The organism is Gemmatimonadota bacterium (assembly GCA_026387915.1).
GTDB lineage: Bacteria > Gemmatimonadota > Gemmatimonadetes > Gemmatimonadales > Gemmatimonadaceae > Fen-1231.
The window spans coordinates 1-24,600 of sequence record JAPLKS010000015.1 but is presented as its reverse complement, the minus strand read 5'-3'; the positions used below and the strand labels follow the sequence as shown (position 1 = coordinate 24,600).

Below are 24,600 nucleotides of genomic sequence, written 5' to 3'. Positions count from 1 at the left end.
GTGAAGTCTTCCACGCGCACGCGGCCCGGCACTTCCACGCGGAGATCCTTGATGTCTACGACTTGGTCGCCACCACGCTCGCCTACTTCGAAGTGGAGCGACATAGCGGCCGGAGCGCCCGGCGGTGGCGCCAGGCGCGGCAGGCGTTCGAGCCGCTTGCGCTTGCCCTTGGCCTGAAACGAGTTCACGCCCGCGAGGTTCCGCCGGATGTACTCCTCTTCCTTCTTCACATAGGCGCGCTGCTTTTCCATCTCGCGCTCGCGCGTGAGCCGTCGTTCGGCACGCTGCGGAACGAACTGACTGTAATTACCCTTGTACGACTCGCTCGACTTTGCCTCGACGTGCAGGATGTTCGTGCAGATCGCGTCCATGAACGCACGATCGTGCGATACCACAATCACTGTTTCGTCGGCTTCGTTGAGCCAATCCTGCAGCCAGGTCGTGGTATCGAGGTCGAGGTGGTTGGTGGGTTCGTCGAGCAGCAGTAGATCGGCGGGCGCAATGAGTTGCGCCGCGAGGCCCACACGCCCACGCTCACCGCCCGACAGCGTGGACACGAGTCGCGTCTTCGATTCCTCGGCGTCAAAGCCCAACCCTTGCAACACCGCGTCGACGCGGGCGTGGTAGATGTAGCCGCCAATGTCGGCAAACCGCTCTTGGTCGCGGCCGAACTGCTCGAGGAATTCGTCCGTCACCTGCTCGCCCATATTGCCAAGTTCAATAGCCTGCTCGGCGATGCGTTGCTCAAGCGCCATGACCTCGCGCCAAGCGGCGGCACCCGCTTGCCACACTGTTGTGGCGCCCTCAAAAGCGCGGTGCTGATCGAGCAACGCGTGGCGAAGTCCTGGCTTGCGCGCGACGCTTCCCACCGTGGGGCGCAGCTCGCCCGTGATGATGTTGAAGATCGACGTCTTGCCGGCACCGTTGCGACCGATAATCCCCCACCGCTCGCCATCGGCCACGGTGAAGGTGATGTCTTTGAACAGTTCCGTGGCGCCAAAAGAGACGCCGACGTTGGATACAGAAAGGAGGGTCACGCGGAGCGGGAAAAAGAGGCGGGGCGGGGCGGCGGCACGACGGTCGCGTGCTCCCCGTAAAATAGCGCATGTTCTACCGCGGTTGCGGTTCCGGGCGCGGCCTAGACGACCCGCGAATGGCGGCCACGGCAACGTCCTGTATCTTCTAGTCATGCGCACTCCCACCATCATCGCCCTCCTGTCCCTCGCCGCCTGCGGTGGCCGCTCCGTCGACTGGCCCGTGTATCAGGGGAGCGACGACCACACGCACTACACCACGCTCTCGCAGATCTCGCCCGCGAACGTCGCGTCGCTCAAGGTCGCGTGGACCTACGATACCAAGGACGCGTTCGACGGCTCGGAGATGCAGTCCGTGCCCGTGGTGGTCGACGGCGTGCTCTATGCGATGTCGCCCAAGCAGCGCGCCTTCGCGCTCGACGCGAGAACGGGCAAAGAACTCTGGAGCTTCGATCCGACGGGCGGGCACTTCGCCGGTCCGCGCATCCGCTACCGCGGCGTCGTAGTGCACGACGGCCGCGTGTACTTCAACTACCGATATCGTCTGTTCTCGCTCGACGCAAAGACCGGAGCGAAAGCGCCGGGCTGGGGGAACGATTCGGGTTGGGTCGATCTCCGCGAGGGGCTCGACCGCCCCGTGAAGGGACTTTCCGTGAGCGCGAGCACGCCGGGTGGCGTGTACAAGGACATGCTGATCATGGGCACGGCGGTGCCCGAGGCGTTGCCGAGCGCGCCCGGTGACATTCGCGCGTACGACGTGAAGACGGGGAAGATCCGGTGGACCTTCCATACGATCCCGCACCCGGGGGAGTTCGGCTACGACACGTGGCCCAAGGACACGTGGAAGATCGCGGGCGGCGTGAATGCGTGGTCGGGCGTGACGATTGACCACAAGGGGGGTCGCGTGTTCTTCGCCGCCGGCTCGGCGTCGTACGACTTCTACGGCGCGAATCGTTTGGGCGACGACCTCTTCGCGAATTCGATCGTTGCGCTCGACGCAAACACCGGCAAGCGGCTCTGGCACTTCCAGGGACTCAAGCACGACCTCTGGGACCGTGATTTCCCGGCGTCACCCGCGCTCGTGACCGTCACGCGCGACGGCCAGCCCGTGGAGGCCGTTGTGCAGATCACCAAGACCGGGCACGTGTGGGTGCTCGATCGTGACACGGGCAAGGAGCTGTTCCCGAGCGAGTGGCGGCAGATGCCCAAGGCGTCACTCGACGGCGAAGTCGCCGCGGACTCGCAGCGGTTCCCCACCATCCCGCGCCCCTTCGTTCGTCAGCAGCTCACGGAGTCGGAGCTCACCGACCGCACGCCCGAGGCGCACGCGGCGGCGCTCAAGATTTTCAAGGAGAATCCGACGCCGCATCCGTTCACGCCGCCGACGCTCACGGGAACGATCATCTTCCCTGGCGTGGACGGCGGAGGCGAATATGGCGGGCCGTCGTACGACCCGAAGACCGGCCTCCTCTACGTGAACGCGAACGAGATGGGGTGGGTGCTGAAGATGGTGCGCCGCGATACCGTCTCGTTGTTCAATGCGTACTGCGCCGAGTGTCACGGACCCAAGACCACGCCGCTCGCGCCGACGCTCACGGGCGTTGGCAAGAAGTACACGCGCGATCAACTGGTGCGGGTGATCAGCGACGGCACGGGACGGATGCCCGGGTTCTCGCAGGCGATGGACGATTCGATGGTCGGCGAGATTGCTGACTTCGTGCTCACGGGCAAGCCGACGCACCGCGCGCCGAAATCGGTGCCAACGTTCATGAAGTACCGCAACACGACGTTCGACATCTTCCTCGATCACGAGGGCTACCCCGGCACGAAGCCGCCCTGGGGGACGCTCAACGCGATCGACCTGAACTCCGGCGAGACGAAGTGGTCGATCCCGTTCGGCGAGTATCCCAAGCTCGCCGCACAGGGAATCAAGAACACCGGCACCGATAACTACGGCGCCGCGATTGTCACGGAGAACGGGCTGTTGCTCATCGCCGCGACGACGTACGACAACAAGATGCACGCGTACGACAAGGCCACGGGAAAACTGCTGTGGGAGTACACCCTGCCGGCAGCGGCGAACAACACGCCTGCTACTTATATGATAGGCGGCAAGCAGTACATCGTGGTCAGCTGCGGCGGCGGGAAGAACGGGGCACCGTCGGGGGGGACGTACGTGGCGTTCGCGTTGCCGTAGCGCGGTACTCCGACGCTATGACGTCGACGCACTCGTACCCACGTGCACACAAGTCCACTCCACCGAACAGCCGTTCTCCGCTGCCAATCAGGCTGCGTCGTGGATGGAGCGACTCACTCGGTTCCGGTGAGTCTCACGCGGATGTCGTCGTAAGCCGCGGTGACGAGTCCTTCGAGCGCATGGGCATCAACTACGTGCCCCGGCTTCAGTTTCACATGGCGCATGGACTTGCCCGTACCCTCCAAGAGCGCCGTCGGGTCAGGCAAGGCCGCGCCGTGAAAGAATCCCACGTTGACGTGCGCACTGAACACGTTCACATACGCGAACGGGGCATCCTGTACGCACGCTGTTGGGCAGCCATCGTGCATGAGTTCTCGGACGTCGGAGCCACAGTGCCGTATTGCCGCGAACCATCGGCGGGCCAATGCCGCAAATTCTCCGCGCTGCCCGTTGATCCAGCGGTCGATAGCGGGATCCCGCTCGAGGGATCCATCGAATCTGAGAAATGCTGACACGATGCGAAACTCCGTTCCGGTGAACGGCGGCTGGGTGCCGCCACATGTGACGTTCGACGACGGCAGCGGCTTGTTAGGCGGCACCGCTATTTTTGCGCCTTCTGTGCATCAGCATCCCAGCCCCAGTTCCAAGCGTTGCGATCACCAAGGTGAAGGCCGCCAGCAACAGGATTGATGTGTACGTGTTCGGGTGCAAGGTGTCCGGCAGTCCGAGCACGTGCTTCACAAGATGCGCCAGCGGAACGCAAACCCACGCGGCCAACGCCGTGGGCCAGCCAGCACGACCCCACGCGCCGCCGAACGTCGCCGTCGTCGCACTGAGAAGCGCAACAATGACGATCGGACTCACCTCCCCGCCGAAAGCAAAGTTGTCCACGCAGGCAATGGCGATGCCCGTGCCAAAGCCTACCGCGAACCGCTCCAGTGAACTCCACGTCTTCATCTTCAGGCGCCTCCGCCTAACGAAGAGTCGTCAACACCAACCAGCGTCAGGTGGCGCCGACCGTACGGTCCGGCCCAGTCAACGGCGTCACCGTGACGGCGGCAGCGCGTACTCGAACTCGTACGAGTGCTTCTTGCCTTCGATGATAATCTTCAACGTGCCCGTGAGTCCGACCAGCTCCTCCGTGCCGGAATCTGGCACGACCGAAACCGAAAGCGTCGGCACGCCGCGCGTCATGGTCCCAGAGTGCTGCAGGGTGAAGCTGCCTCGCCGACCATGCAGCGCGCCCTTCACTTCTTCGAGAGCGACGTAGCCCGCCGAGGTTTGCTCGTTACTCGCTGCGGCGAGCATCTCGCCGGTTGCGTTTGCCTCAAGATCGCCCTGGTACTGCTTATCCAAGGCGTATCGAGTCAAGCGCGAGCCATCGGATGTGTGCGCCATAGGCTGGGGGTTCATCTTGACGTCGAACGTGCCGCGGGCAACGGTCATGAATGGAGTCTCAGAGGAAAGGCTGGAGGGGCCTACGAGATAGCAACGGGAAGGGCTCGACGTGTGGACGGTTGCCGAGAAGGCAACACCAACGATAGCGAGCGTCGCGAAGAATGGGTTCATAGGAACGGATCCGAGGAGCATATAGGTGCCGAAGGGGGAGGTGGCGACTGTACGCGACCGTGACCGAATAACGCCAAGGGTGAGACTGAAATTAGGACGATCGCTACGTCACGATGGCGGCTTCCCATCCATTATCCTTTGAATTCTAGCGCTTGTGCTTAGTATATTTGCAAGTCGTTTTCCACTAATCACTCGCCCCCCGATTAATGCCAACCATCAATCCGTATATCAATTTCAACGGCAATGCCGAAGAAGCCTTCACCTTTTACAAGTCGGTTTTTGGTGGAGAGTTTTCCAAGGTCATGCGCTTCAAAGATTTGGCGAGCACCGAGTTTGTCGTTCCAGACAGCGATGCCAATAAGCTCATGCTCATCGAACTGCCTGTTGGCCCAACGGTGCTCAGAGCCAACGACGTCCCGGCGAGCATGGGACGGGTCAGCGAAAATGAGAACCGGTCGAAGATTGCCGTTGTTGCCGAAAGCCGTGAAGAGGCCGAAAAGATCTTTACTGGGCTTTCAGCCGGTGGGGCGGTGGAGATGCCGATGGGCGAGAGCCCGTGGGGTACGTACTTCTCCATGTTTCGAGACAAGTACGGCATCGAGTGGACGGTGGAGTTTAATCCAAGCGTTCGCAAGTAAGCGAACACAAGAATCAGGATGGCTACGCTGGCGACAATGCGCAGCAGAGCAGCGTGAACGGGATCTCCTCTTCCCGTTCATGCTGCATTGCTTGGACGTCGCGCGCGAGCTTACGGTTCGGAGCGTCCCTTCAAGTACGCCAAGCCGAACCCGAGCAGCAACGCCACCAGCACCACCGTGCTGCCGCCAAACATCCAACTCGCGCTCCGTAGACTCGCGCGCTCGGCGAGCGCCTCGGGGTCGCTGTAGCGCACTTCGATCGCTCCGCGCATCGCCTGGTCGGAGCCGTGGCACTTCTCGCAGGTCTTCACGTTGCGGAGCGGTTCTACGAATCGGAACCCCACTCCGTTTTCGTCCGCATTCGCGACTGCATTACCGGTGCGCAACGCAGTCACGACATCCTCGGGCGGTGTGGGATGCCGGAACGCATCGTGAAAGAGCCGTCCATCGGCGTCGTGCAGTGTGAGTGCGCGAACGGCGCCGCCTTGTCCCACGTCATCGAGGAAACCCGTGATCAGTCGGCCGAGTCCGGCCTGCATCACCTGCTCGAGCACCGTCTCGGTGAGAAGCGTCAGCGTTTCCTGCTGCGACGCCTTCGGACCATCGAACGCGACGATCAGCGTGCTGCTGTCGATGGACTCCTTCTTCTCGTGGCACCCCAGGCAGCGCGGCTCTGCGAGCAGCGTTACTGTCCGCACGAAACCGGACTTGTCCGTCGCGAGCGGTTTGCCGTAGGCGAGTTTTCTGGTGGGCGAGTACACCGCAATACCACGGACGCCGGGCACGCGGGCCGCGACCGCGGTGAAGTACTCGTCAAACTGCGGCGCGCGCGGCGCGAGCATCACGCGATAGAATCCGTCGCGGATGATTTCGGTGAATGCGTCGAGGTTGTCGCCGGCGCTGTCGGTGGCGGCGAGGGGGCGCGTCTTGCTGCGCTGCACCGATGACGCCGGATCGATGGTGAGCACGCCGAGCATCGGGCGTCCCACGTGACAGCCTTCGCATCGACTGCCGCGCATGATCGGCAATGAACGAGCCGTGCCTTTCTCCACGGTCTTGCCGCTGGCAATGGCGTCGCGAACTGGAGCCGGCACTTGATTGGGCGGCGGCGCGGCCCCCTTCTCACCGAACACTTCGTCGCCCTGCGCCGAGAAGACGCGCACGCCAGCACTCGGCACGCGCGACTTCACCTCGGCAACGAGCTGACGGACCATGCGGCCGTCGCCCTCGAGCATCGTGGTGCGCACGCTGGCGCCGATGCTCGCCGCGAGACTGTTCGCGGATTCGCGGTGCAGTCGTTCTGAGGAGCGCAACAGCGTGCGAGCTCCAACCATGGCGGCCAGCGCAAATCCAATGGCCACTGCGATCACGACGAGTACGCCGAGTCTGACGGCGAACCGTTGCTGAGTCTTGTCGAACATTGAGAGCCCTCCTGAGGCGCGACGGGGCGCAGGTCTCCCGGAGAAGCTCGATGCAACGGCCGTTGCCCGGTATGGCAAGTAACCGACCGGGATGCGGGGAATTACCTGATATAGGTGTGTGCCGCCGTATCTCTGTTACCGGTGTCGCGGTGGCGCGCAGACTCGCGCCCCGCATGGACGCCGCGGCATCACACGGTGTGTGGCGGTGGCGTCTCGTGGAGCGTACATTCGGTGTGGACGAAGCTCAACACCGGCAACGCGGTTTCCTCAACGGCGAAGTCTATGGGCGCTACGATTCTCACCACGCTCGGTAGCATCGCGCTCGTCGCGCCTGATGGCCGCGAACTGCGCGCTGTGCTGCAGCAGCCAAAACGATTCGCACTGCTCGTGCATTTGGCGCTCGCGCAGCCCGGCGGATTCGTTCGCCGTGAACGCATGCTCGCCATGTTTTGGCCGGAGAGCGACGAATCGCATGCACGCGACGCCCTCAACTCCTCCGTGCGCTTTCTGCGGCGCGAGTTGGGCGACGAAGCGATCGTAAGTCGTGGTGACAGTGAGCTCGGCGTATCGGCTGAACACATCGAGTGCGATGCGGTGCAACTCTTGGCGGCGTTCGCCGAGCAGCGCCACCACGACGCGGTCTCATGGCACGGTGGTCCATTGCTCGACGGGTTTCACATCTCAGGGGCGGCCGGCTTTTCTGACTGGCTCGATAGCGAACGCGTGCGGCTCCGCGACATAGGGGCCACGAGCTCGAGGCGCTACGCAGAAGTACTGGCCAAGTCTGGCGACGCCGATGGTGCCGCGCGTCACTTCCGGATCGCCGCCGATCTGGCCCCCTACGACGAGGGGGCCACGCGCCGGCTCGTGGAGTTCTTGGCGGAAGTGGGCGATCGAGCCGGCGCGCTTCACGAACTTGCAAAGCTCACGGAGCGGCTCGCGAACGAGTTCGATGCGAGCCCGTCGCCGGACACGCGTCTGTTGCTCGAGCGGGTCCGCCACGCGCTGGCGGCGCGTGATTCCCGTACGAGCGGGAACTGACGCGCCGCCAGCAGACCTGACCCCACTGGTTACGATTACGGGTTCCCGGATCGCGCGAGCGCGTACTGCCGCGTCTGCGCGGTCACCTCGGCTCGGCGAAGCAAAAAGTTCACACGTTCCAATTGCACCATGGCCCGTGACCTCTGGCCGGCTTCCGCCCACAGGAGCGATGCATCGGCGCGCGCGCGGATCTCGATCTCGATGTCGTGGGCGCGCCCTGCCTCTGACGCGAGGTCGGTGAGCGTGCGGGCGGCTTCGATCAGGCCGTTCCGTGCGTACTGAGAGTTGGCCAGCTGCCGGTACGCGGAGACGTTAAACTCGCCATGACGCCGCTGATTGTCGATGAAGTCGCGAAGTATGTGTTCCGCGTCGCGATAGTTGCCATCGGCAATAAGCCCTGACGCCGTGGTGATGGCGTCGGCTGCCGGAGTAACGACGGGCGACCCAGCCTGCTGAGCCGCGGCCGCGGAGCCGAAGATCATGAGACCGAGGAGGATGGAGCACGAGCGCTGCGTGGTGATCATAGTGCCTCCCGCAACGGGGGGTGAAGGTTCACGGAAGACGCTAGGAGGAGGGGCTGAGCCCAGCGTGAGCGGCGGGTGATTCAGCGCTGATCTGGGGCTGATTTGGGGATGGTGCGTTCGCAGGCGACGTGGGAGCGTCTACACCGCTGCTCGAGCGGCATGTTGACGGCGCGGACAGATTCTCGCATGCTTGACGCGACCTTCCATGCGAGGCGTCACGTATGGCGAAGCAGCAAGAGAAGAACAGGCCGGGTGAGAACGTTGGACCGATCATCCAGTCCAACGATCCTACAGTGGGAAAAACCGCCGCTCAGCTATCGGGGACGATTGGCGGGTGGGCGTGGGACGGCAGGCGGCACTGCCTCGTGATGCTTTCGTGCCGGCACGTCTTCTCCAACCAACAGTACAAGGCCGTATTCGGCGTGAACGGCCTGTTGGCTGATGTGTTCACGACGCCAACAGAACGCCCGGGCTACGATCTCGACGCGTCTGTCGCCGACCCATTGACGCCCGTGACTGCAAAGTTCGAGATCCAAGGGCTCGGGATGCCCGCGATCTTCAGGATCGCCACGTTTTCTCAGGACACACCTGTCACCGCGTATTCTCTCATGAAGGGGGAGAAATTCACGGGTACACTGCGCGGCGCGGAGCGTCTCGACGCGCCCCTAACCTCCGCCGGCAAGCAATATGACTCGAAGCCGTATTACGCGCTCGACGCAGACCCTGGAAGCGAGAAAGGCCTCGTGCATGGAGATTCCGGTACCCTCGTGATGGCAGCGGAGAATGAGCGCTCGTCGCTGGAGTCGCTGTTCGATGCGCCGTTTGCCTGCGGCTGGTACTTCTTGGAGACGTCGAGGCTGAAGAGGTTCGGGTCACGCGCAATCTTCTCGACGCTGTCCACCGGGACGCGGGCGCGGAGGTAATCCACGTCGTCGTCACGAAAGTTGATGGTGCCACCCATCGCGAGAATCGTTTTCGCGAGTTTGGCGTTGGCACCTCTGGCGGAGGCGATCACCAGCGTGAGTTCCTTCTCACCGCGCGCGCGCGCCGCGGCGACTTCGGCGCGCGAGTCCTTGAAGAGAAAGGGCCGACGTGCGGACTGGCCTGAGGCACTGATGGCGGTACACGCGGCGACAGTGTACAGGATGATGCAGTTGAGAGGGCGCATGGGACGAACGTGCGGCAAATGGAACGAGACCGCAAGCAGGCGGTGCACCGCTTGAGGATATCGCGAGGCCTGAGCTGTCCATCGCAACCCTCTAGCCGGACACGCCAAGCGAGAAGCCCCTTCGGGCCTCGCTCGTGATGCGGGGCCGTTGTTCTTCGCCTACAGCTCTTTTAACGCCTTCTTGACCTGCTCGAGGTTGGGATTCAACCGAAGGGCCGCTTCATAGGCCTGACGCGCGCCAGCCTTGTCACCCTTCTTCGCGAGGAGTTCCCCGAGTCGGAAGTTCACGGCGACCGGAGCGGGATTCCCGTCCACGCCGATTGCGCTCGACGCCAGCACGCGGCGGAGTGCCTGCTCGCCGCGGTCGAGCTGTTTTCCAGCGGCCGTGGCCACACGCCCAAACCAGAAAAGTCCGGTGAGGTTGTCCTTCTGGTTGGACACAAACTTGTCCATCACCGCGAGCGCTTCGTCGGCGCGACGATTGTTCGCAAGAAACCCCGCGAGGCTCGTGGCAGCGGGGGCGCTGTCTGGGAACGCGGTCCACGCCGCACGGAACTCCCGCTCCACGGCGACCAGATCCTTTTCGCGATTCGCGATATTGCCACGCGCGATATGTCCGCGCAGGCGATTGATCTTGAATATCGCCTCCGCCTGTTCGTGTGCCTTCTCCATGCTCCCACCCATCACAGACGGTGCGATCATATAGAACTGCAGCATCCCCTCGCGCGCGGAAATGTTCGAAGGATCGAGTTGTACCGTACGCTCGAACTCCGCCTTGCATCGACGCGCGAGAAGCGGCTGACGAAGCACATTGGCTTTCTGCGCGACCACCCCGAGTGCTCGCGCGAGGCCAAGATGGTACTCGGCGGTCTTGTCGGAGGCGGCAATCGCCTTCTCGAAGGCCTTCACAGCCGCATCACCATCGTTGGCCTGCAGGGCGGCCATCCCCTGCTTGAATGATTCACTCCCCGCCTGCGCCGTCAGGAGTGCTGGAATAGCAAGCATGCCGATGATGACAAGGCTGATGCAACGCTTCATGAGATTACCAGGCACGTTCGAGGTCTCGGAGTTTGCTTCGCAGCTGAAGATCGCTCTCGCAGCGCGCGCGAACTGGTGTGAAGTTCCCAGCAGTGGGTGGAGACGCCACCGTGTTAGTTCCTGAGAATCGACTCGATGCGTCGGTCTGGTATGAGCCACATGAGGGCCACTGTGAAATAGATACCCATGGAAAGCCATTCGTTAACGAAGGCTAGGGGAACTGCGGCGACATACGCCACGAGAGAAACCTTTCCCTTGAAATCACTGCCGATGGCTTTGGCCAATACGGAGTCATTGCCATGGTACTTCACGAGCACGCGCGCGAGGTTAAAATAGGCGCCGCCTGCCATGAGTAGTACAACCCCGTAGAGCGCGACCGGCACCGTGTGAAACTGGTTCTCGCCCATCCAGCCAGTGACGAACGGGATCAATGATAGCCAGAATAACAGATGCATGTTCGCCCACAGAATGGGGCCATTCACTTTCTGAATTGCATGGAAGAGGTGGTGGTGATTGTTCCAGTAGATACCGACGAATGTGAAGCTGAGCACGTAGCTGACGAATACGGGAATCATCGGCCGAAGAGAAGCGAGGTCGTCTCCGTGGGGAACCTTCATCTCGAGAGCCATGATGGTGATGATAATGGCGATCACGCCATCGCTAAATGCTTCAAGCCGGTTTCGTCCCAATCGTAGGCTCCTTGCGGATAAGGTCTAACGTCTACGCTTCCGCTGCAGTCGAATGAAATAGCGCGCGCGATGCGCACGCACAATAGCTCGGTTGTCTGCTGCACGCGTTTGTTGGGCAGCAGCTCGCGACGGCTCGTCGGTACATCAGATCTCTCCGTGACCCAGCACTCTGGCGACCGCGGTGATGGTATTCCAGTTGCGTGTGGTGACCGGAACCCCAAAGAGCCGGTCGAACGTGCCGAGGTAGCCGATGGCCTTCATGTGGCGCCGGTACACGCCGGTACACGCCGAGTCCGGCGCAGAGCGAGGCGAAGCACACGACGAGGGCTCGGAGACCACGGCGAATTTCGTTCGCTATCACATTTCGCGTCCGCTGTAGATTCCGGTTGCCAACTGACTCGTCGCGTGGCACTATCCCCGCATCTCTTTCCGGGCAGACCCATGCGCACTCGACTCCCGTCGCTCGTCCTCCGCTCCACGCTCGCGGCGTGCATTGCGCCAATCGTGCTCTCGGCGCAACAGGCGCCGCCGCAGCCCGGCACGAAGTGGACGGACGAGCAGCTGCTCAAGGCGGTCGCGCCGACGCGCGCCGGCCGCAAACTCACACCCAAGGTGTGGCCGAACGGCGCGCGCGTCGCCGTCTGCCTGACCTTCGACGTGGACAACGAGAGCTACCTGCTCGCCGCGGGCCAGACGTCGCCGACGACACTCTCCGCCGCCGATTTCGGTGCGCAGGAAGGACTGCCGCGGATCCTCGCCTTGCTCGACAAGTACCAGCTCCCGTCGTCGTTCTTCATCCCAGCCGTGAGCGCGCTGCTCCACCCAGAGCAGATCCCGTCCATTATGAAGTCGGGACGCCACGAGATCGGCGTGCATGGGTGGATCCACGAGTTCCCGCCCTCCACGGGCAGCGCGGCGGAGGAGGAGCGGCTGCTCAACAAGGCGATCGATTACCTGACGACGGCGACGGGCAAGCGCCCGGTCGGCTACCGCGCGCCGGCGTGGGCATTCAGCGAGAACACGCTCGGCCTCGTCCGGAAATCCGGCTTCCTTTACGACAGCAGCCTGCAGGACATGGACGAACCATTCGAGATCGTCTCGAACGGCGAGGCCACTGGGATCGTGGAACTCGGCATCGACTGGACGCTCACGGAGACGCCGTATCTCGGGCGCGGCGGCACGCTCCCGCAGCCGGAACAGCTGTTCAAAGTGTATCGCGACGAGTTCGACGGCGCGTACGCACAGGGCACAACGTTCATCCTCACGTTGCACCCGCACGTCACGGGGCATCGCGCGCCGATGAAGGCGCTCGAAGAACTCATCATGTACATGAAATCGAAGCCGGGCGTCTGGTTCGCGACTACGGAGCAGGTCGCGCGCTACGTGAAGCAGCAGGCCTCGATGAAGTGAGCGGTCGTGCGGGTGCTCAGCTCCGAGTGCTCGTCCAGTTGCAGCACCGACCGACGGAAAGCGGAAGATTTCGAGCGTCAACAGGGCTGTCTTAATCGTGACGTATGGTTGCCGTCTTCCGAAGAGAGTTAGGCCGATTTGCGCGGCCGCCGCGGTCGCGTCGACCGCGCCATCTCCTCGACAAACGTCCGCAACACCGCGTTCATGCGTGATTGGTAGCGCGGCCCGCCAGAGCGAAACCACTCGAGGACGTCGGCGTCCACACGAAAGGAGATTGCTTCCTTCGTTGTCGGCACCACGACTTTCGCGTGCTTCCAGAAATTGTCTGGGAGCAACGGCAACTCTGCCGGCGCGGTGCGCGCGATCTCGGCGTCGGTCACGCGGCGCAGGCGCGCGAGGTCCGCGCGGCCTTCTTTCGCGGTGTTAACGAACTTCGGTCGCTTTGGCATAACGGGCTCGCTCCTTCCGGCTGCTGACACGGGCGCTGATGATTCGACGCACGCTCCACCGAAGACCTGCGCGGCGAATGCAAAGTCAAAGCCGCGCGTCCGAAAGTTTTCGTCGCGCTTGGCGGGGTCCCACGTGTATCCCACCGGAATAATCTACAAGTGTATATACAATAGCGCAAGCCGGAAATTCGTCCTAACGAAGATTAGGCGACCTGGAGCGGCTTGATGTGGGCCATCTCGGCCTTGAGTCCTTGAGCGGCGTCCCACAGATCGACTCCCCTCTGCAGGTTCAGCCAGAACTCCGGGGAATTGCCGAAGAGTTTCGCTAGGCGCAGCGCCATCTCTGGGCTGACCGCGCGGCGCTCGCGCAGTAGCTCGTTCATGGACTGCCTCGACACGCCGGCGGCTTCCGCCAGCGCGACAACCGTCAGTCCGTAGTCCGGCAGAAAATCTTCCCGGAGGATTTCACCGGGATGAATCGGCCGACGCATCAGCGATCGCGTGTTGGGAATGCTCACAGGTCGAACCTCGTTAGTGGTAATCGCAGAACTCGACGTCGTGCGCCTCACCCTCAACAAAGCGGAAACAGATCCGCCATTGATCGTTGACGGCGATCGCGTGCTGGCCTTTTCGGTCCCCTTTCAATGCATGGAGTCGATTGCCGGGCGGCACTCGAAGGTCGTCAAGGCGCGCGGCGACGTGCACGGACTCGAGCTTCCGCAGCGCGCGCCGCGCAAGGTCCGCAGGGACACGACTCGCCCGGCCGGTGACGAAGAGCGCCTCGGTACGGCGGTCGGCAAAGGTCTTGATCACGGAAGTAATGTAACACGTCACGTGACACGTGTCAATATCTCTCGGATCGACTAACGAATTGGAGTTCTGCTGCGGACGCATCCAAATAAAACGCGGCCGTGAGGCGACCGCTACCAACGCCATCCGCGTTCGCCAGCAGCAGCGGCCGCTTAGCCAGTGGTACGGCGGCGCCCGAAAAACCATCGAGGGACACGATCGCGATACTCGACCCACGCCGCACCGTGTGTGCGCGCCAAGAGCGGCTCTTCGGCGAACACGATCCGCAGGTGAAACGCCGCGGCGAGGCACACGGCATAGAACGCAAGCGTGGAGGACCGGAACCCTATCGCCCATCCGACGACGATTGCCAACACGCCGACGTACATCGGATTGCGAGAGTACTTGTAGATTCCGTCGCGCACCAAGGCTTGCGGCGGGTCCCACGGAGCGAGCGTCCCCCGTCCCCTTACATAGAAGTCCCAGACGCACCACACCAGCATGGCACTGCCGAGCGCGACAGCAGCGATGGCCGTGGGCGAAAACGACGATGCTAATCGACTCGGGCGCAGCAGAAACAATGGAATCCAAAACGCCACTGTGCCGGGGAGTACGAGGCAGGCGACCGTCGCGCGAAGGAACAAGGATCTCGGTTTCGTGAATCCCTCCTCGTCTGACTCACGACGGCGTTGGTCCGCTCCAGCGCACGTGAGACACCGGTTGCGCCACGCTACAGGCGCTCCGAGCGCATGGCTTCTTCAACCCAGGTGCCGTACTCCGCCTGCATGCATGTGCCACACGGTCGATAGCCGGCCGCGATGGCCGTCGCCTCGTCTGCGAAGAAGACCCGATGCTTCGCATATCCGGTGGGTAGCGAGCCGACCGCGCTCCGGCAGCCGAGACGCCCATAAATCTTCCGCCGGCGGTTCCCGCCAAGAGTGCCCGGTACCATACTCAGCACGTCCGTTCCGTCTGGGCCGATCAGTGTGTATTGTTTTGCGGTCATGCCCGAAAGATGAGACGGCGCGCGGTAGATGTCTAACGCCTCACCCGGACTACAGATGGCCTCCCTCCGCCTGCTCGTGGTTGGTGCCTCCCAGGGCACCGGTGCGCTCGCGGTCTCGGCCGCCTTGGCACGCGGCCACCAAGTCACCGCGTTCTCACGCAGCCCCCAGAAGCTCACGATCGAGCATGCGTCGCTCACGAGGCGAGCGGGGAGCTTTCACGATGCCGCCGCCGTGGATGCCGCGGTGGTGGGGCACGACGCCGTAATCATCACCGCCCATTCGTCGCTCGCGGGGTTCAAGGAGAACCCGACCTACGTCTCGTCGGGCATCGCGCTCGTGATCGAGGCGATGAAGCGCCACGGGGTGCCGCGGTTGGTCGTGGTCAGCGCACTCGGCTCAGGTGAGAGCCGCGTGCTCCTTGGCTGGTTCATCCGGACCATGCTGAAGGACGGCCTCCTCAAACTGCCGTCGCAGGAGCACGAACGGAAGGAGGCCCTGACGCGGGCGTCCGGCTTAGAGTGGGTCATCGCGCGCCCCGGTCGCCTCACGAATGGGCCGGCGCGCGGCCGCTACGTCAAGCGGGCGGAGATCTCCCCCGTCCCCGGCTCAATCTCCCGGGCGGACGTGGCGGATTTCCTGGTCACCGCCGCGGACTCGGACGCCTGGTTGGGCAAGGCGGTGCAGATCGGCGGATGAGCGCGGAGGTCGGCGAGGCGCTGCGGGCGTTGCAGGCGGAGTTGCGGGGGTGTGCCCGCCCTATTCGCCCGCGTCTCCACCACCGGCCGTGATTCTTACCACGAGTCCCGCGCCAGCGAGTCCGAGCCCGAGTCGCCCCTATGCCGCGGTGCCGACCCACGGTTTGATTCGGCGCAGCTTCCCCGCGAGCGCCCGCGCCGCCACTTCCGTATCGTGCTCCACTTGCGCTCGCAGCCAGTAGCCGTTGGACAGGCCAAAGAACCGGCACAGGCGCAGGTCCGTATCTACCCCAGCCCACGCACCCACCCGCCCACCCGAGCATCGATGCTCGCATGCTCGCATGCTCGGAGATCGCGCCGTATACTCTACCGACGCCGATCGAACTGCCTATCCCTACAGCCGTTCTGCGAGGAGTTGGGTCCATGAGATCGTTGGCAATCGGCGGCGGCACGCTGCTGGCACTGTGCGGGACGATTCTCGCCTGCAGTGACCACGGCCCCACCAGCACCGCGCCGCCGAGCAGCGGATGCGGCACGACCCTCTCGTTCACCGTGCTCCCGGTGCCACTCTCGGCCATCGCAACGGTGACGACCGTCGGCGGCATGGGTCCCCCGGTGCACACGGTTCCCACGGACCATGCCTACTTCTATCTCACGCAGACCGGGCTCACGCTGTCGGCACCCGGGCCGCTGCGCGTGACCACGATCACCCGCGCTCGCTACGTCACGTCAACCTTTCGCCAGGGCCAGATCGACTACAGCCTCACCGCCAACGCCTGCAACGGCTATCAGGTGGGCTTCAATCACGTCGCGACGGTGGTGGCCAGGATCGCAAGCCAGGACGGCGGCAGCTGCAGCACCTATTCCACCGCCAACGAAACAGTAGAGAGCTGCAGAAACCAATCAGCCGACGTCTCGTTCGCCGCGGGCGAGATGATCGGCACGGTGGGCGCGTTCTACGCAGGCTCGCCAACCCCGGGCGGAGCGTTCGACTTCGGAGTCTACAATCCGGCCAGCCAGAACTTCTTCGTCAACCCCGGGCGGTATCATGGGCTGACCCTGTCCGCCGTCTGTCCCTACGATCCGTTCACCGCCGACCTTCGCAGTGCGCTCTTCACGAAAATCGGCGATGGCCGCCTCGCGGCGAGCGGAGAGACGCCGGTCTGCGGCACGATGAGCGTCGATGTGTCGGGGACGGCGCGCGGCGTGTGGGTACTGCAGAGCGCCCCGGTGAAGCAGGAAGGAGACGAGACGAACTTCGCGGCGCTCGCTCCACATCCGCTCTACCCGCAGAGCGGGCAGGCCATCGCCATTGGGCTGCCGACGCTCAATAGCAGCATCGGCTCGGGGCTCACGAAGTACCCGCGAGCGGCGTCTGGTCGCGTGAACCGGCAGTTCGCGGACGTAACGGCTGATGGATCCATCTACTGCTACGTGCACGACAACGCCTCGGCGGGCTTCTCCTATTTCGTGCGCCTCGGATCGGGAAACGTGCTCACCATTCAGAGGGTGAACCACAGCGTCGGGGCGACTCCGTGCGGGAGCGATCCTTCGACGTGGGCGTTCGGCGGCACGGCGGTGACGTTCATTCGGTGAGCGTGAGAGAAGCCGCGGGGGGAACGTCACCGAGCATTGAACTTGATGCAAGCGGCTTCGGAACCTGGTGCTTGACCGTCTCTTCAGCGACGCACGACGGGCCCGGCACCTGCATGGTGCGTCAGGCAGGGCCACGGTATGTTCCGGCGATCATGCGAACGACTCCCATGCGCGGGGAACCGCCAGTGTGTTCGTCGCGACGAGTGATGGCGCGACCGTGGCCCGCGATCATCGCGGCCGGTGCGGCGCTGTGGCTGTCTGTTGCGTGCCGGAGCGAGGGCTCGGGCCCGACGGCCTCTGGCACCAGCACCTCCGGTCGCAGCTGTGCCACGCCGCTGCTGTTTTCCGATTACATCATCGATCCCGGGTCGGTGAAGGTCGTATCGCAAATCGGTATTGTGGGCGGCGGCAACACCGAGCTCGTGGGCCGATCGTACGTCTTTGCCAAGGACGGACTCGACGGCTTGCGGCTGCCGCTCTCCGCGCCGACTGATCTCGACGTGATCGGTGCCGCGCACTACCAGCCAAGCGGCACGCCGCCCGGCTACGTGGCCGACTGGTCGCTCCTGCTCGACGCGGGGTGCGGTACCCGGATCGAGTTGTATCACGTCAAGGATATCGCTGACGCCATCAAGTCCGTTGCCTCAACGACCATTGCCACGACGAGCGCGTATCAGAGTCTGTCGAAGCGCGTGCCGTTCCGCTCGGGCGAGACGTTCGGCTGGTACATCAAGGGCGTGAACTCGATCGCGTGGGATTTCATCGTGCATCGCGATGCCGTGACCAATGCGTTCGCGAACCAGGCGCGCTACGTCGCGTCCAACAGCAACCTCTTGCATGTGGTCTGCCCCTACGACCTGTTCACGGCGAGCAAGAAGGCGGCGTACTATGCGCTCATCGGGACCGTGGGCGGCACGCCGGTGCCGGGCGCTTCGTGCGGTACGGTAGAGCGCGACGTGGCCGGAACACCCGCGGGACAGTGGTTTCTGAGTGCCGCGTTCGGTTCGTCGTTTCCAAACACCAAGGACGGCAACTATGGCGATCCGCTGCCGATCGTCCTCGGTGCGGATCGCACGGTGTACATCGGCCACACCGGGCCGACCGACGACCTGCGCATTGAACAGGCGAATGCGACGTGGCGCGATCCCGCGACGATCACCACGTCGTGGTGCTACCAGCCGTCCACGCTCCCCGCGTCGTCGGCCGCCTGGCTGTGGCTACGGATGGCGGGCGCGACGACGATGGACGTGGCCTACGGTTCCGCCGGTGGCTGTCCCGCCGTATTTCCGGCCGCCGACGCGCGGCGTTACTACCGCTAGGGCGCAGCTTGATCGAGAGGTCCGCCGGCATACGGAACACACGCATGCCGAGTAGACTGGCATCCGCGAAAACCCCGAGGACGCGCGCCCACCTGCTTCACTGACGCGGCCGTCGGTCACCAACTGCCGTTATGCCGCGGCGCGCGGATGCTCGCTTGGCTGGACTCGACAGGCGCAGTAGGTGAAGGCCTGAGTTGCACCGCTCGGCGTGGTGTGCAACTCGCGGTGACTTTCGATCAGGGCGAATGGCCGCCCGAACGCCGCATGCAACTGCGCCGGCGAGTAGCGCGCGACGTCGAGCCCGCTGCAGCGCGTCGGTCCGTCTTCCACAAACGTCGCGACGATCACGAGCCCACCAGGACGCACCGCGCGCTGCACTTGCTGCACATAGCGACTCCGGTCCTGCTCCGTGGTGAGGAAGTGAAACACGGCGCGATCGTGCCAGACGTCGAATCCTTGCGCGGGCAGCGTGGCATCGAGGACGTCCGCTGCCATCCACTGCACGGTGGACGCCCTCGGACCAAGCCGAGCGCGGGCGATCTCAAGCGCTGCTGCCGACAGGTCAAGCACCGTGAGCGCGTCGTATCCGGCAGTCGAGAGCGCGTCCACCAGTGTTGACGCGCCAGCACCAATATCGACGATGGCGGCGTGCCGATCAGGGCTCAGCGCCTCGATGAGCTGCTTGGAGAGGCGAGCCTCCGCCTGGAACCAGCTCACCTGCACGGCGCCTTTCGTGCGGTAGACGTGCTCCCAATGCTCAGCGCGAGACATACTCTCTCTCCTTAGCTCCGGCGGGTCCACGTCGGCATAACGAGAAGAGTTCTGCTGCGCGGCCCAATGGCCGCTCACATTGAGGCTACGCCATCGGGACTCGATTAGGACAGCCCGCACCGCGGCGGCAGCCACTCGTGGTTAGATGACACCCTGACATATGTCGGGGTTGACATATACCGCTACTGACATATCTTTTCCCCATGGCGTCGACCGACAAACCGCTCGTCTGGCTCCGAGGCGAGGTGAAAACGCCCCCTTTTTCTGCCGCGGCGCGGCTGGAGGCCGGCGCCTTGCTGCGTCGGCTGCAGCATGGGGAAAAGATCGGCATGCCCCACGCACGGCCGATGCCGTCGATCGCCGCACGCTGCCACGAGCTACGGATTGTCGACGCCGGACGCACGTGGCGGTTGATCTACCGTCTGGACGCCGACGCCGTTGTGATTGCCGACGTGTTCCAGAAGACCACGCAACAGACGCCAGCTCGCGTGCTCGCGGACTGCTCACGACGCTTGAAGCTGTATGATCGACTGACTCAGGAGGATTGACATGGACACCAAGAAGCGGAAGCGGCTCGAGGCTGGCGGCTGGGCCGTGGGCGACGCGGCGGATTTCCTGATGCTCACGCCGACGGAGGCGGCCCTCGTGGAGATGCGGCTCGCGCTCAGCAAGTCCCTGCGCGAACGGCGCCTCGCGGGCGGTCTCACCCAGACCCGCCTGGCGAAGCAGCTGGGGTCGAGCCAATCCCGCGTGGCCAAGCTGGAAGCGGGCGATCCGAGTGTCTCGCTCGAACTGCTGATCCGGGCACTGCTCTCGGTTGGAGCGAGCCGGAAGGACGTGGCGCACGCTCTCGGTCGCCGCGTGGCGTGAGTGTCATCTAACGAAGAGAGTTCTGCTGCGCGGCCCGCGAGCCGCTCAGATTGATGCTATGCCATCGGCACGCGGCGCGCGAACCACCAGTGCGAGTGGCCGCACCGCGTCTGCAGCAACTCGTGGTTATACCGAGCCGCGCCTACGCCGCGCTGCCGACCCATGGCTTGATGCGGCGTAGTTTCCCCGCGAGTGCCCGCGCCGCCACCTCGGTGTCGTGCTCCACCTGCGCTCGCAGCCAGTAGCCGTTGGACAAGCCGAAGAACCGGCACAGGCGCAAGTCCGTATCCGCGGTGATCGCGCGTCGACCGGCGACGATCTCACCGAGGCGCTGCGCCGGTACGCCGATCTCCTTCGCCACGCGATACTGCGTCAATCCCATCGGCACGAGGAACTCCTCGCGCAGCAGTTCGCCGGGGGTCACTGGCTTGAGATGTGCCATGGTCGTCTTCCCTCAGTGATAGTCCACGATTTCGACATCTTCCGCGCCCGCTGCCGTCCAGCGAAAGCACACGCGGTACTGATCGTTCACGCGTATCGAATGTTGTCCCGCGCGGGTCCCTTTGAGCGCCTCCAATCGGTTGCCTGGGGGGACGCGGAGATCACTGATCCGGCCGGCGATCTGCAACTGGCGGAGCTTGCGGCGCGCGACGGTCTCGATGTTGACGAACCGCCCGACGCGTTGCCCGAGCGCCAGCGCCTCCGTATCGGCATCGCGGTACGAAACGATCATCCGGTATAGTAACACGTCGCGTGCATAACGTCAAGCGTGATTATACCGCATCCATAGGCAAATCGTTTCTGCTTCGGGCTAACGAATAGAGTTATGCCGCGCCGCGCTTTGACTGCGGGGCTAGCGCACGTTCCACTAGGCGCGGATTTGCTGCTACGACGCGCAGCAACGCTAAGGCCGGTCCGTTGGGTACGCGCCGGCCCTGCTCCCAGTTCTGGAGCGTGGCGATGCTGACGCCGATCATCTGCGCAAACTCACTTTGCGACTTGCTCAGGCGCTCGCGGATCGCCGCCACATCGGCGGCGCGGTACGTAAATCGCCGCGATGCGCGCGCATCACCGCGGCGAATGCGCCCGGCTTGCCGCACGCTACTGACCAGCTCTTCGAATGCATCCTGTTTCATCGAAATTCCTCATTAACTAGATGGCGCAGCGTGCGGACTTGGGCCGGCGTCAGATCGCCCTGGACGTTCTTGCGGTACGCGAACAGGCAATAGAAGGTCGCGCGTGCCGGATCCCAGTAGTAGATGATGCGCACACCGCCGCGTTTCCCGCTCGCGCCGGTCGCCCATCGTATCTTGCGCAGGCCGCCGGACCCTCGAATGACTGGACCTTGCTCCGGACGAAGCATCAGCGCGAGCTGAAACGCGCGGTAGGCGTCATCCGCCAGATACTCGCGGATCAGGCGCGTGAAGACAGTCGTCTCGACGAAGTGCACGAGGAAGTATACGCCATTGACGTATAGGCGTCAAGACTGGCACCATTGCCCATCCCGGCGGCATAACGCGTACGGTTAGGCGGCGCTGTCAGCACGACCATACCCGGATGATCGTCACCGCACAAATCTCCGTGTGCCCTCTCACTTGCGCCACGCCGCTTTCGGCGCCTCGCGAAGTCGATGCTCGCCGAAGAACGCCCACATCTGAGTCGTGGCGTCAATGGCGTCGCTTGCAGGGCCCACCATCCAGGTCGGCATCGGTTTACCACCGGGCCATTGATGCCCTCCTCCCTGAACGGTATAGAGCACCACCGCCGCGTCGTCAGCACAGTGCGTGTATACGCGACGGGTGACATCCACCGCCACCGCTGCATCGACGGGGGTCATTCCGCATCGATTTCTTCGCGCCCAATTCTCCGCCCATCCAGGAATGCTCGGATACGGCTCGGGGTTCGGCGCGAACCTGGTCGGTGCGAACATGGACGACGCAAGACCGCCGTTGTATGGAACAATCGGATCGGCGGTTCCATGAAACGCTATGATCGGCACTGGCCTACGATCCGTACACCAGCTCCACGGCAGGGTTTGAGCCGCCGCCGCCATCCCGACAGCCGCGATCCGATCGGACAGCGTGCAGGAGAGCACAAACGCCATGCCCCCGCCATTGGAGAACCCGTTTGCATAGATCCTGGTCGGATCGATGTTGTAGGCTGCTTCGAGCGTGTCGATCAACTCCGAGATGAATCGGACGTCCCTCATGAGACCAGCTCCGCGCTCCACGTGCCAGATTCTGGGCCCCTCGTGGAGTCCTGCCGGGTAGACGACGATGAACCCATGGCTCTCGGCCAGCCGGTTCCACCGGCTCGCGTTCATTTGGTGGGCCGGCCACACGGCCGCGCCGTGCATGCTGATGACAAGCGACGTCGCCTTGGCACGGTCGTAGCTGCTTGGGACATAGAGCAGGTACTCGCGCTTCTGACCCGAGGAGACGATCGTGCCATTGGTTCGATCCAAAACGGCTATGGACGCTACGACAATCAGGACCGACACAACCGACAGGCTGACAATAGCTAGCACTGTCCCGATGACAATCTTCCTGATCTTCATGGTCGTCCTTGAAGGTGCGGCCGCCTAACGCTCGCGTTCTATTGCCGGCCCACAATACGGGGCGCCGGCCGAGCGCAGCGAGGAATAGGCGCATCCTTATGGCCGCTGTCAATAGCAACGCAAGGTTAGACCGCACGTCGGCGCACTGACTCGGTTATCGCCCCTGCCGCAGGCCGACGTCGGCGCGCGGACCACTCCGCGTGACGGCGGATTCCGTCGTGCGCGTGTTAAGGGCCGCAGAACGAGCGCGGCGGCGCGACACAGGCGGTCACCCCGCCGCCTCGGCGTCGATGCGTTGCTCTCGACGTTGCTGCGCGATGGTTACGGCTTCTTGGATTCGCCGTACGCGCGTCGGCGCTTTGACCGCGTCGTCGATCCGGCGAATGATGTACTGCTGTTTGCCGGGCGGTAGCGACAGGAAGGCCTCGAGCACCTCGTCGGCGACCAGCGCGCGCCGCAGATCGTCGGGAAGCTCGACGTGCGCACGATCCAGCACGGTGACGCGCACCCGGATGCGATCCCCGGTCGTGCTCTTCGTTTCCTGCCGCACCTTCGCCTTGATGCGTAGGTAGTGCTGGCCACCCCCGACCGGGAAGAGACTCACCTGGAACGGCTCCGATTCGTTCACTTGCGCCAGCACCAGGACCGGGCCCGCAGTGCCCAACGCGGCGGTGATGGCGGCGGGCACGGCGACGGCGCAATAGTTCATCCCTTCCGCCCAGTTCTCAAGCACGGCATGGAACGATAGGTGCTGTCCGGCGATCGGGCCCGTCTTCATGGGTGCCGGTCGCCGGAGCATGGCGGGTGCGCGTGGGACGAAGTCATGGACGTGGCGCCCGTTGGAGATTATCGCCCTGGAGCAGGCGGTCGTTCGTGCGGTCTAACGAGTAGAGTTCTGCTGCGCGGCCCGTGGGCCGCTCACATAGATGCTACGCCAGCGGTACGCCGCGCGCGAGACATAATTCGGCCAGTCCGCACCGCGGCGGCAGCAACTCGCGTTAGGATGCGCGCGGCGCGGACGGCGAGTCGCGCAGGCGCTCGTCTACCAGCCGGTGAATCCAGCGCGCAAGTCACTCACCATGAACGCCAGCGAACGCCCCCACGCTTTGCGGCGATTGGCGAAGCCGACAACAGGCACCGCGAAGGCCAGCACTTCCAGAATCGCGAAGAACATGTCGTGGTACCCTTGCAAAGAGAAAAGATGACTGGCGACAACCTAACGCTGGCTTCTGTTGCGAGCGGACCGCACGATGGTTCACCCTGCGCGGATGGTCGGTCCGCTCGGCAACAGCAAGCATCGTTAGGCCGCGCCACACGGACGTTGCGTCGAAAGGGCCCGTAGCGCAACGGAACGGTGACGGTCCGCGGCCGAGTCGGGCGTATGCTCGGCGCTCCTTGGTCCCGGAGCGCGCATGCCCGACGCGGCCTCGGTGGCGCGCGGCGTCTACAAGCCCCGACGTCCCCAGGCGTCGCCGCTCTTTCGGTTGGTATCGGACCTTCTGCATCGCCTGCAGACGGTCTACGACGAGCGCTTCGCACGCGAGTACGGCCCGTGGCGCCCCGTGGTCGCGAAGGTCGCCGACAAGTTCCTCGAATGCGGCGTGCTCGACCACGGATTCGCGCGTATCCGGTGCGACGCGTGCACGCACGAGTATCTGCTCGCGTTCTCGTGCAAGTGCCGCTACTTCTGCCCCAGCTGTCACGCCAAGCGGTTGGCGATCTGGACGCAGTGGCTGGACACGACACTGCTCGCGCCGGTGCCGCACCGCCAAGTGGTGCTCACCATCCCCAAGCGGCTCCGCGCCTACTGTCTGTACC

32 protein-coding genes and 1 pseudogene are annotated in these 24,600 nt (G+C 63.9%); 10 read left to right on the top strand and 23 right to left on the bottom strand.

Features of this window, described 5'->3' with window-relative positions; all coding sequences use genetic code 11:
• Window positions 1–1,037: ATP-binding cassette domain-containing protein (locus NTZ43_09585; protein ID MCX5767458.1), on the bottom strand; the 1,037-nt coding region annotated here is incomplete at its 3' end.
• Window positions 1,038–1,188: 151 nt separating this feature from the next.
• Here NTZ43_09585 and NTZ43_09580 point away from each other — a divergent pair.
• A complete protein-coding gene (locus NTZ43_09580; GenBank protein ID MCX5767457.1) occupies window positions 1,189–3,231 on the top strand; it encodes a PQQ-binding-like beta-propeller repeat protein in 2,043 nt (680 codons plus the stop codon).
• 113 nt (window positions 3,232–3,344) lie between these two features.
• Here NTZ43_09580 and NTZ43_09575 read toward each other — a convergent pair whose 3' ends face one another.
• From NTZ43_09575 to NTZ43_09565, 3 genes are all read right to left on the bottom strand, one after another.
• Window positions 3,345–3,749: a DUF1801 domain-containing protein gene (locus NTZ43_09575; GenBank protein ID MCX5767456.1), complete on the bottom strand. Its 405-nt coding sequence runs from the start codon at window positions 3,747–3,749 to the stop codon at window positions 3,345–3,347.
• Between the two features lie 70 nt (window positions 3,750–3,819).
• On the bottom strand, window positions 3,820–4,188 hold the full coding sequence (locus tag NTZ43_09570; GenBank protein ID MCX5767455.1) for a hypothetical protein: 369 nt from the start codon (window positions 4,186–4,188) through the stop codon (window positions 3,820–3,822).
• A gap of 87 nt (window positions 4,189–4,275) precedes the next feature.
• Entirely contained in the window at window positions 4,276–4,677 is a 402-nt protein-coding gene (locus NTZ43_09565; protein MCX5767454.1) for a DUF3224 domain-containing protein, read from the bottom strand.
• A gap of 329 nt (window positions 4,678–5,006) precedes the next feature.
• Between NTZ43_09565 and NTZ43_09560 the strand changes: the two genes are divergently transcribed.
• The gene (locus NTZ43_09560; protein ID MCX5767453.1) at window positions 5,007–5,438 is read left to right on the top strand and encodes a VOC family protein; all 432 of its coding nucleotides are present in this window, start codon (window positions 5,007–5,009) and stop codon (window positions 5,436–5,438) included.
• Window positions 5,439–5,548: 110 nt separating this feature from the next.
• Here the strand turns inward: NTZ43_09560 and NTZ43_09555 are convergent, their stop codons facing one another.
• Window positions 5,549–6,859 (bottom strand): hypothetical protein, encoded by a 1,311-nt coding sequence (locus NTZ43_09555; GenBank protein ID MCX5767452.1) that lies wholly within the window; start codon window positions 6,857–6,859, stop codon window positions 5,549–5,551.
• A 231-nt stretch (window positions 6,860–7,090) separates the two neighbouring features.
• Between NTZ43_09555 and NTZ43_09550 the strand changes: the two genes are divergently transcribed.
• A complete protein-coding gene (locus NTZ43_09550) occupies window positions 7,091–7,900 on the top strand; it encodes a BTAD domain-containing putative transcriptional regulator (protein MCX5767451.1) in 810 nt (269 codons plus the stop codon).
• A 35-nt stretch (window positions 7,901–7,935) separates the two neighbouring features.
• On the opposite strand, the gene NTZ43_09545 is transcribed toward NTZ43_09550, so the two are convergent.
• The 4 genes from NTZ43_09545 to NTZ43_09530 all read right to left on the bottom strand — a co-directional run bounded on the left by NTZ43_09545 (window position 7,936) and on the right by NTZ43_09530 (window position 11,319).
• Complete coding sequence (locus tag NTZ43_09545; protein MCX5767450.1) at window positions 7,936–8,424, bottom strand: hypothetical protein; 489 nt, start codon at window positions 8,422–8,424, stop codon at window positions 7,936–7,938.
• Between the two features lie 703 nt (window positions 8,425–9,127).
• Window positions 9,128–9,592, bottom strand: a complete 465-nt coding sequence (locus NTZ43_09540) for a hypothetical protein (protein MCX5767449.1) — start codon at window positions 9,590–9,592, stop codon at window positions 9,128–9,130.
• 159 nt (window positions 9,593–9,751) lie between these two features.
• On the bottom strand, window positions 9,752–10,645 hold the full coding sequence (locus tag NTZ43_09535; protein MCX5767448.1) for a tetratricopeptide repeat protein: 894 nt from the start codon (window positions 10,643–10,645) through the stop codon (window positions 9,752–9,754).
• A gap of 98 nt (window positions 10,646–10,743) precedes the next feature.
• Window positions 10,744–11,319 carry a TMEM175 family protein gene (locus tag NTZ43_09530; GenBank protein MCX5767447.1) on the bottom strand — a complete coding sequence of 192 codons (576 nt, stop codon included), beginning with the start codon at window positions 11,317–11,319 and terminating at the stop codon, window positions 10,744–10,746.
• Window positions 11,320–11,760: 441 nt separating this feature from the next.
• Between NTZ43_09530 and NTZ43_09525 the strand changes: the two genes are divergently transcribed.
• Entirely contained in the window at window positions 11,761–12,729 is a 969-nt protein-coding gene (locus NTZ43_09525; GenBank protein MCX5767446.1) for a polysaccharide deacetylase, read from the top strand.
• Window positions 12,730–12,857: 128 nt separating this feature from the next.
• Here the strand turns inward: NTZ43_09525 and NTZ43_09520 are convergent, their stop codons facing one another.
• The 5 genes from NTZ43_09520 to NTZ43_09500 all read right to left on the bottom strand — a co-directional run bounded on the left by NTZ43_09520 (window position 12,858) and on the right by NTZ43_09500 (window position 14,973).
• A complete protein-coding gene (locus NTZ43_09520) occupies window positions 12,858–13,178 on the bottom strand; it encodes a BrnA antitoxin family protein (protein MCX5767445.1) in 321 nt (106 codons plus the stop codon).
• Window positions 13,179–13,381: 203 nt separating this feature from the next.
• Window positions 13,382–13,720, bottom strand: a complete 339-nt coding sequence (locus NTZ43_09515; GenBank protein MCX5767444.1) for a HigA family addiction module antitoxin — start codon at window positions 13,718–13,720, stop codon at window positions 13,382–13,384.
• Window positions 13,710–13,991 (bottom strand): type II toxin-antitoxin system RelE/ParE family toxin, encoded by a 282-nt coding sequence (locus NTZ43_09510; GenBank protein ID MCX5767443.1) that lies wholly within the window; start codon window positions 13,989–13,991, stop codon window positions 13,710–13,712. Before NTZ43_09510 ends, NTZ43_09515 begins: the two co-directional genes overlap by 11 nt.
• Window positions 13,992–14,140: 149 nt before the next feature.
• Window positions 14,141–14,611: an isoprenylcysteine carboxylmethyltransferase family protein gene (locus NTZ43_09505; protein MCX5767442.1), complete on the bottom strand. Its 471-nt coding sequence runs from the start codon at window positions 14,609–14,611 to the stop codon at window positions 14,141–14,143.
• Between the two features lie 86 nt (window positions 14,612–14,697).
• Window positions 14,698–14,973 (bottom strand): metal-binding protein, encoded by a 276-nt coding sequence (locus NTZ43_09500; protein MCX5767441.1) that lies wholly within the window; start codon window positions 14,971–14,973, stop codon window positions 14,698–14,700.
• A gap of 28 nt (window positions 14,974–15,001) precedes the next feature.
• Here NTZ43_09500 and NTZ43_09495 point away from each other — a divergent pair, with 28 nt between their 5' ends.
• Window positions 15,002–15,670 (top strand): NAD(P)H-binding protein, encoded by a 669-nt coding sequence (locus NTZ43_09495; protein ID MCX5767440.1) that lies wholly within the window; start codon window positions 15,002–15,004, stop codon window positions 15,668–15,670.
• Window positions 15,671–15,808: 138 nt separating this feature from the next.
• Here the strand turns inward: NTZ43_09495 and NTZ43_09490 are convergent.
• Window positions 15,809–15,955, bottom strand: a pseudogene (locus NTZ43_09490) (addiction module antidote protein, HigA family).
• 137 nt (window positions 15,956–16,092) lie between these two features.
• On the opposite strand from NTZ43_09490, the gene NTZ43_09485 reads away from it, so the two are divergent.
• Both NTZ43_09485 and NTZ43_09480 read left to right on the top strand, forming a co-directional pair.
• Window positions 16,093–17,265, top strand: a complete 1,173-nt coding sequence (locus NTZ43_09485) for a hypothetical protein (protein ID MCX5767439.1) — start codon at window positions 16,093–16,095, stop codon at window positions 17,263–17,265.
• Between the two features lie 206 nt (window positions 17,266–17,471).
• Complete coding sequence (locus tag NTZ43_09480; protein MCX5767438.1) at window positions 17,472–18,584, top strand: hypothetical protein; 1,113 nt, start codon at window positions 17,472–17,474, stop codon at window positions 18,582–18,584.
• A 129-nt stretch (window positions 18,585–18,713) separates the two neighbouring features.
• Here NTZ43_09480 and NTZ43_09475 read toward each other — a convergent pair whose 3' ends face one another.
• A complete protein-coding gene (locus NTZ43_09475) occupies window positions 18,714–19,355 on the bottom strand; it encodes a class I SAM-dependent methyltransferase (protein MCX5767437.1) in 642 nt (213 codons plus the stop codon).
• A 203-nt stretch (window positions 19,356–19,558) separates the two neighbouring features.
• Between NTZ43_09475 and NTZ43_09470 the strand changes: the two genes are divergently transcribed.
• Window positions 19,559–19,903, top strand: coding sequence for a type II toxin-antitoxin system RelE/ParE family toxin (locus tag NTZ43_09470; GenBank protein MCX5767436.1), 345 nt, complete (start codon window positions 19,559–19,561; stop codon window positions 19,901–19,903).
• Between the two features lies 1 nt (window position 19,904).
• On the top strand, window positions 19,905–20,225 hold the full coding sequence (locus NTZ43_09465) for a helix-turn-helix transcriptional regulator (protein MCX5767435.1): 321 nt from the start codon (window positions 19,905–19,907) through the stop codon (window positions 20,223–20,225).
• A 142-nt stretch (window positions 20,226–20,367) separates the two neighbouring features.
• On the opposite strand, the gene NTZ43_09460 is transcribed toward NTZ43_09465, so the two are convergent.
• The 7 genes from NTZ43_09460 to NTZ43_09430 form a co-directional block, all read right to left on the bottom strand.
• A complete protein-coding gene (locus tag NTZ43_09460) occupies window positions 20,368–20,667 on the bottom strand; it encodes a HigA family addiction module antitoxin (GenBank protein MCX5767434.1) in 300 nt (99 codons plus the stop codon).
• Between the two features lie 12 nt (window positions 20,668–20,679).
• Window positions 20,680–20,958: a type II toxin-antitoxin system RelE/ParE family toxin gene (locus tag NTZ43_09455; GenBank protein MCX5767433.1), complete on the bottom strand. Its 279-nt coding sequence runs from the start codon at window positions 20,956–20,958 to the stop codon at window positions 20,680–20,682.
• 91 nt (window positions 20,959–21,049) lie between these two features.
• Window positions 21,050–21,361 (bottom strand): NadS family protein, encoded by a 312-nt coding sequence (nadS, locus tag NTZ43_09450; protein ID MCX5767432.1) that lies wholly within the window; start codon window positions 21,359–21,361, stop codon window positions 21,050–21,052.
• The gene (locus NTZ43_09445) at window positions 21,358–21,675 is read right to left on the bottom strand and encodes a hypothetical protein (GenBank protein MCX5767431.1); all 318 of its coding nucleotides are present in this window, start codon (window positions 21,673–21,675) and stop codon (window positions 21,358–21,360) included. Before NTZ43_09445 ends, nadS begins: the two co-directional genes overlap by 4 nt.
• 141 nt (window positions 21,676–21,816) lie before the next feature.
• Entirely contained in the window at window positions 21,817–22,782 is a 966-nt protein-coding gene (locus tag NTZ43_09440) for an alpha/beta hydrolase-fold protein (GenBank protein ID MCX5767430.1), read from the bottom strand.
• Window positions 22,783–23,050: 268 nt separating this feature from the next.
• Window positions 23,051–23,560, bottom strand: coding sequence for a YdeI/OmpD-associated family protein (locus tag NTZ43_09435; GenBank protein ID MCX5767429.1), 510 nt, complete (start codon window positions 23,558–23,560; stop codon window positions 23,051–23,053).
• A 264-nt stretch (window positions 23,561–23,824) separates the two neighbouring features.
• Entirely contained in the window at window positions 23,825–23,956 is a 132-nt protein-coding gene (locus NTZ43_09430) for a hypothetical protein (protein ID MCX5767428.1), read from the bottom strand.
• Between the two features lie 238 nt (window positions 23,957–24,194).
• Here NTZ43_09430 and NTZ43_09425 point away from each other — a divergent pair.
• Window positions 24,195–24,600, top strand: a 406-nt coding sequence (locus tag NTZ43_09425; protein ID MCX5767427.1) for a transposase zinc-binding domain-containing protein, incomplete at its 3' end; no start/stop codon positions are given.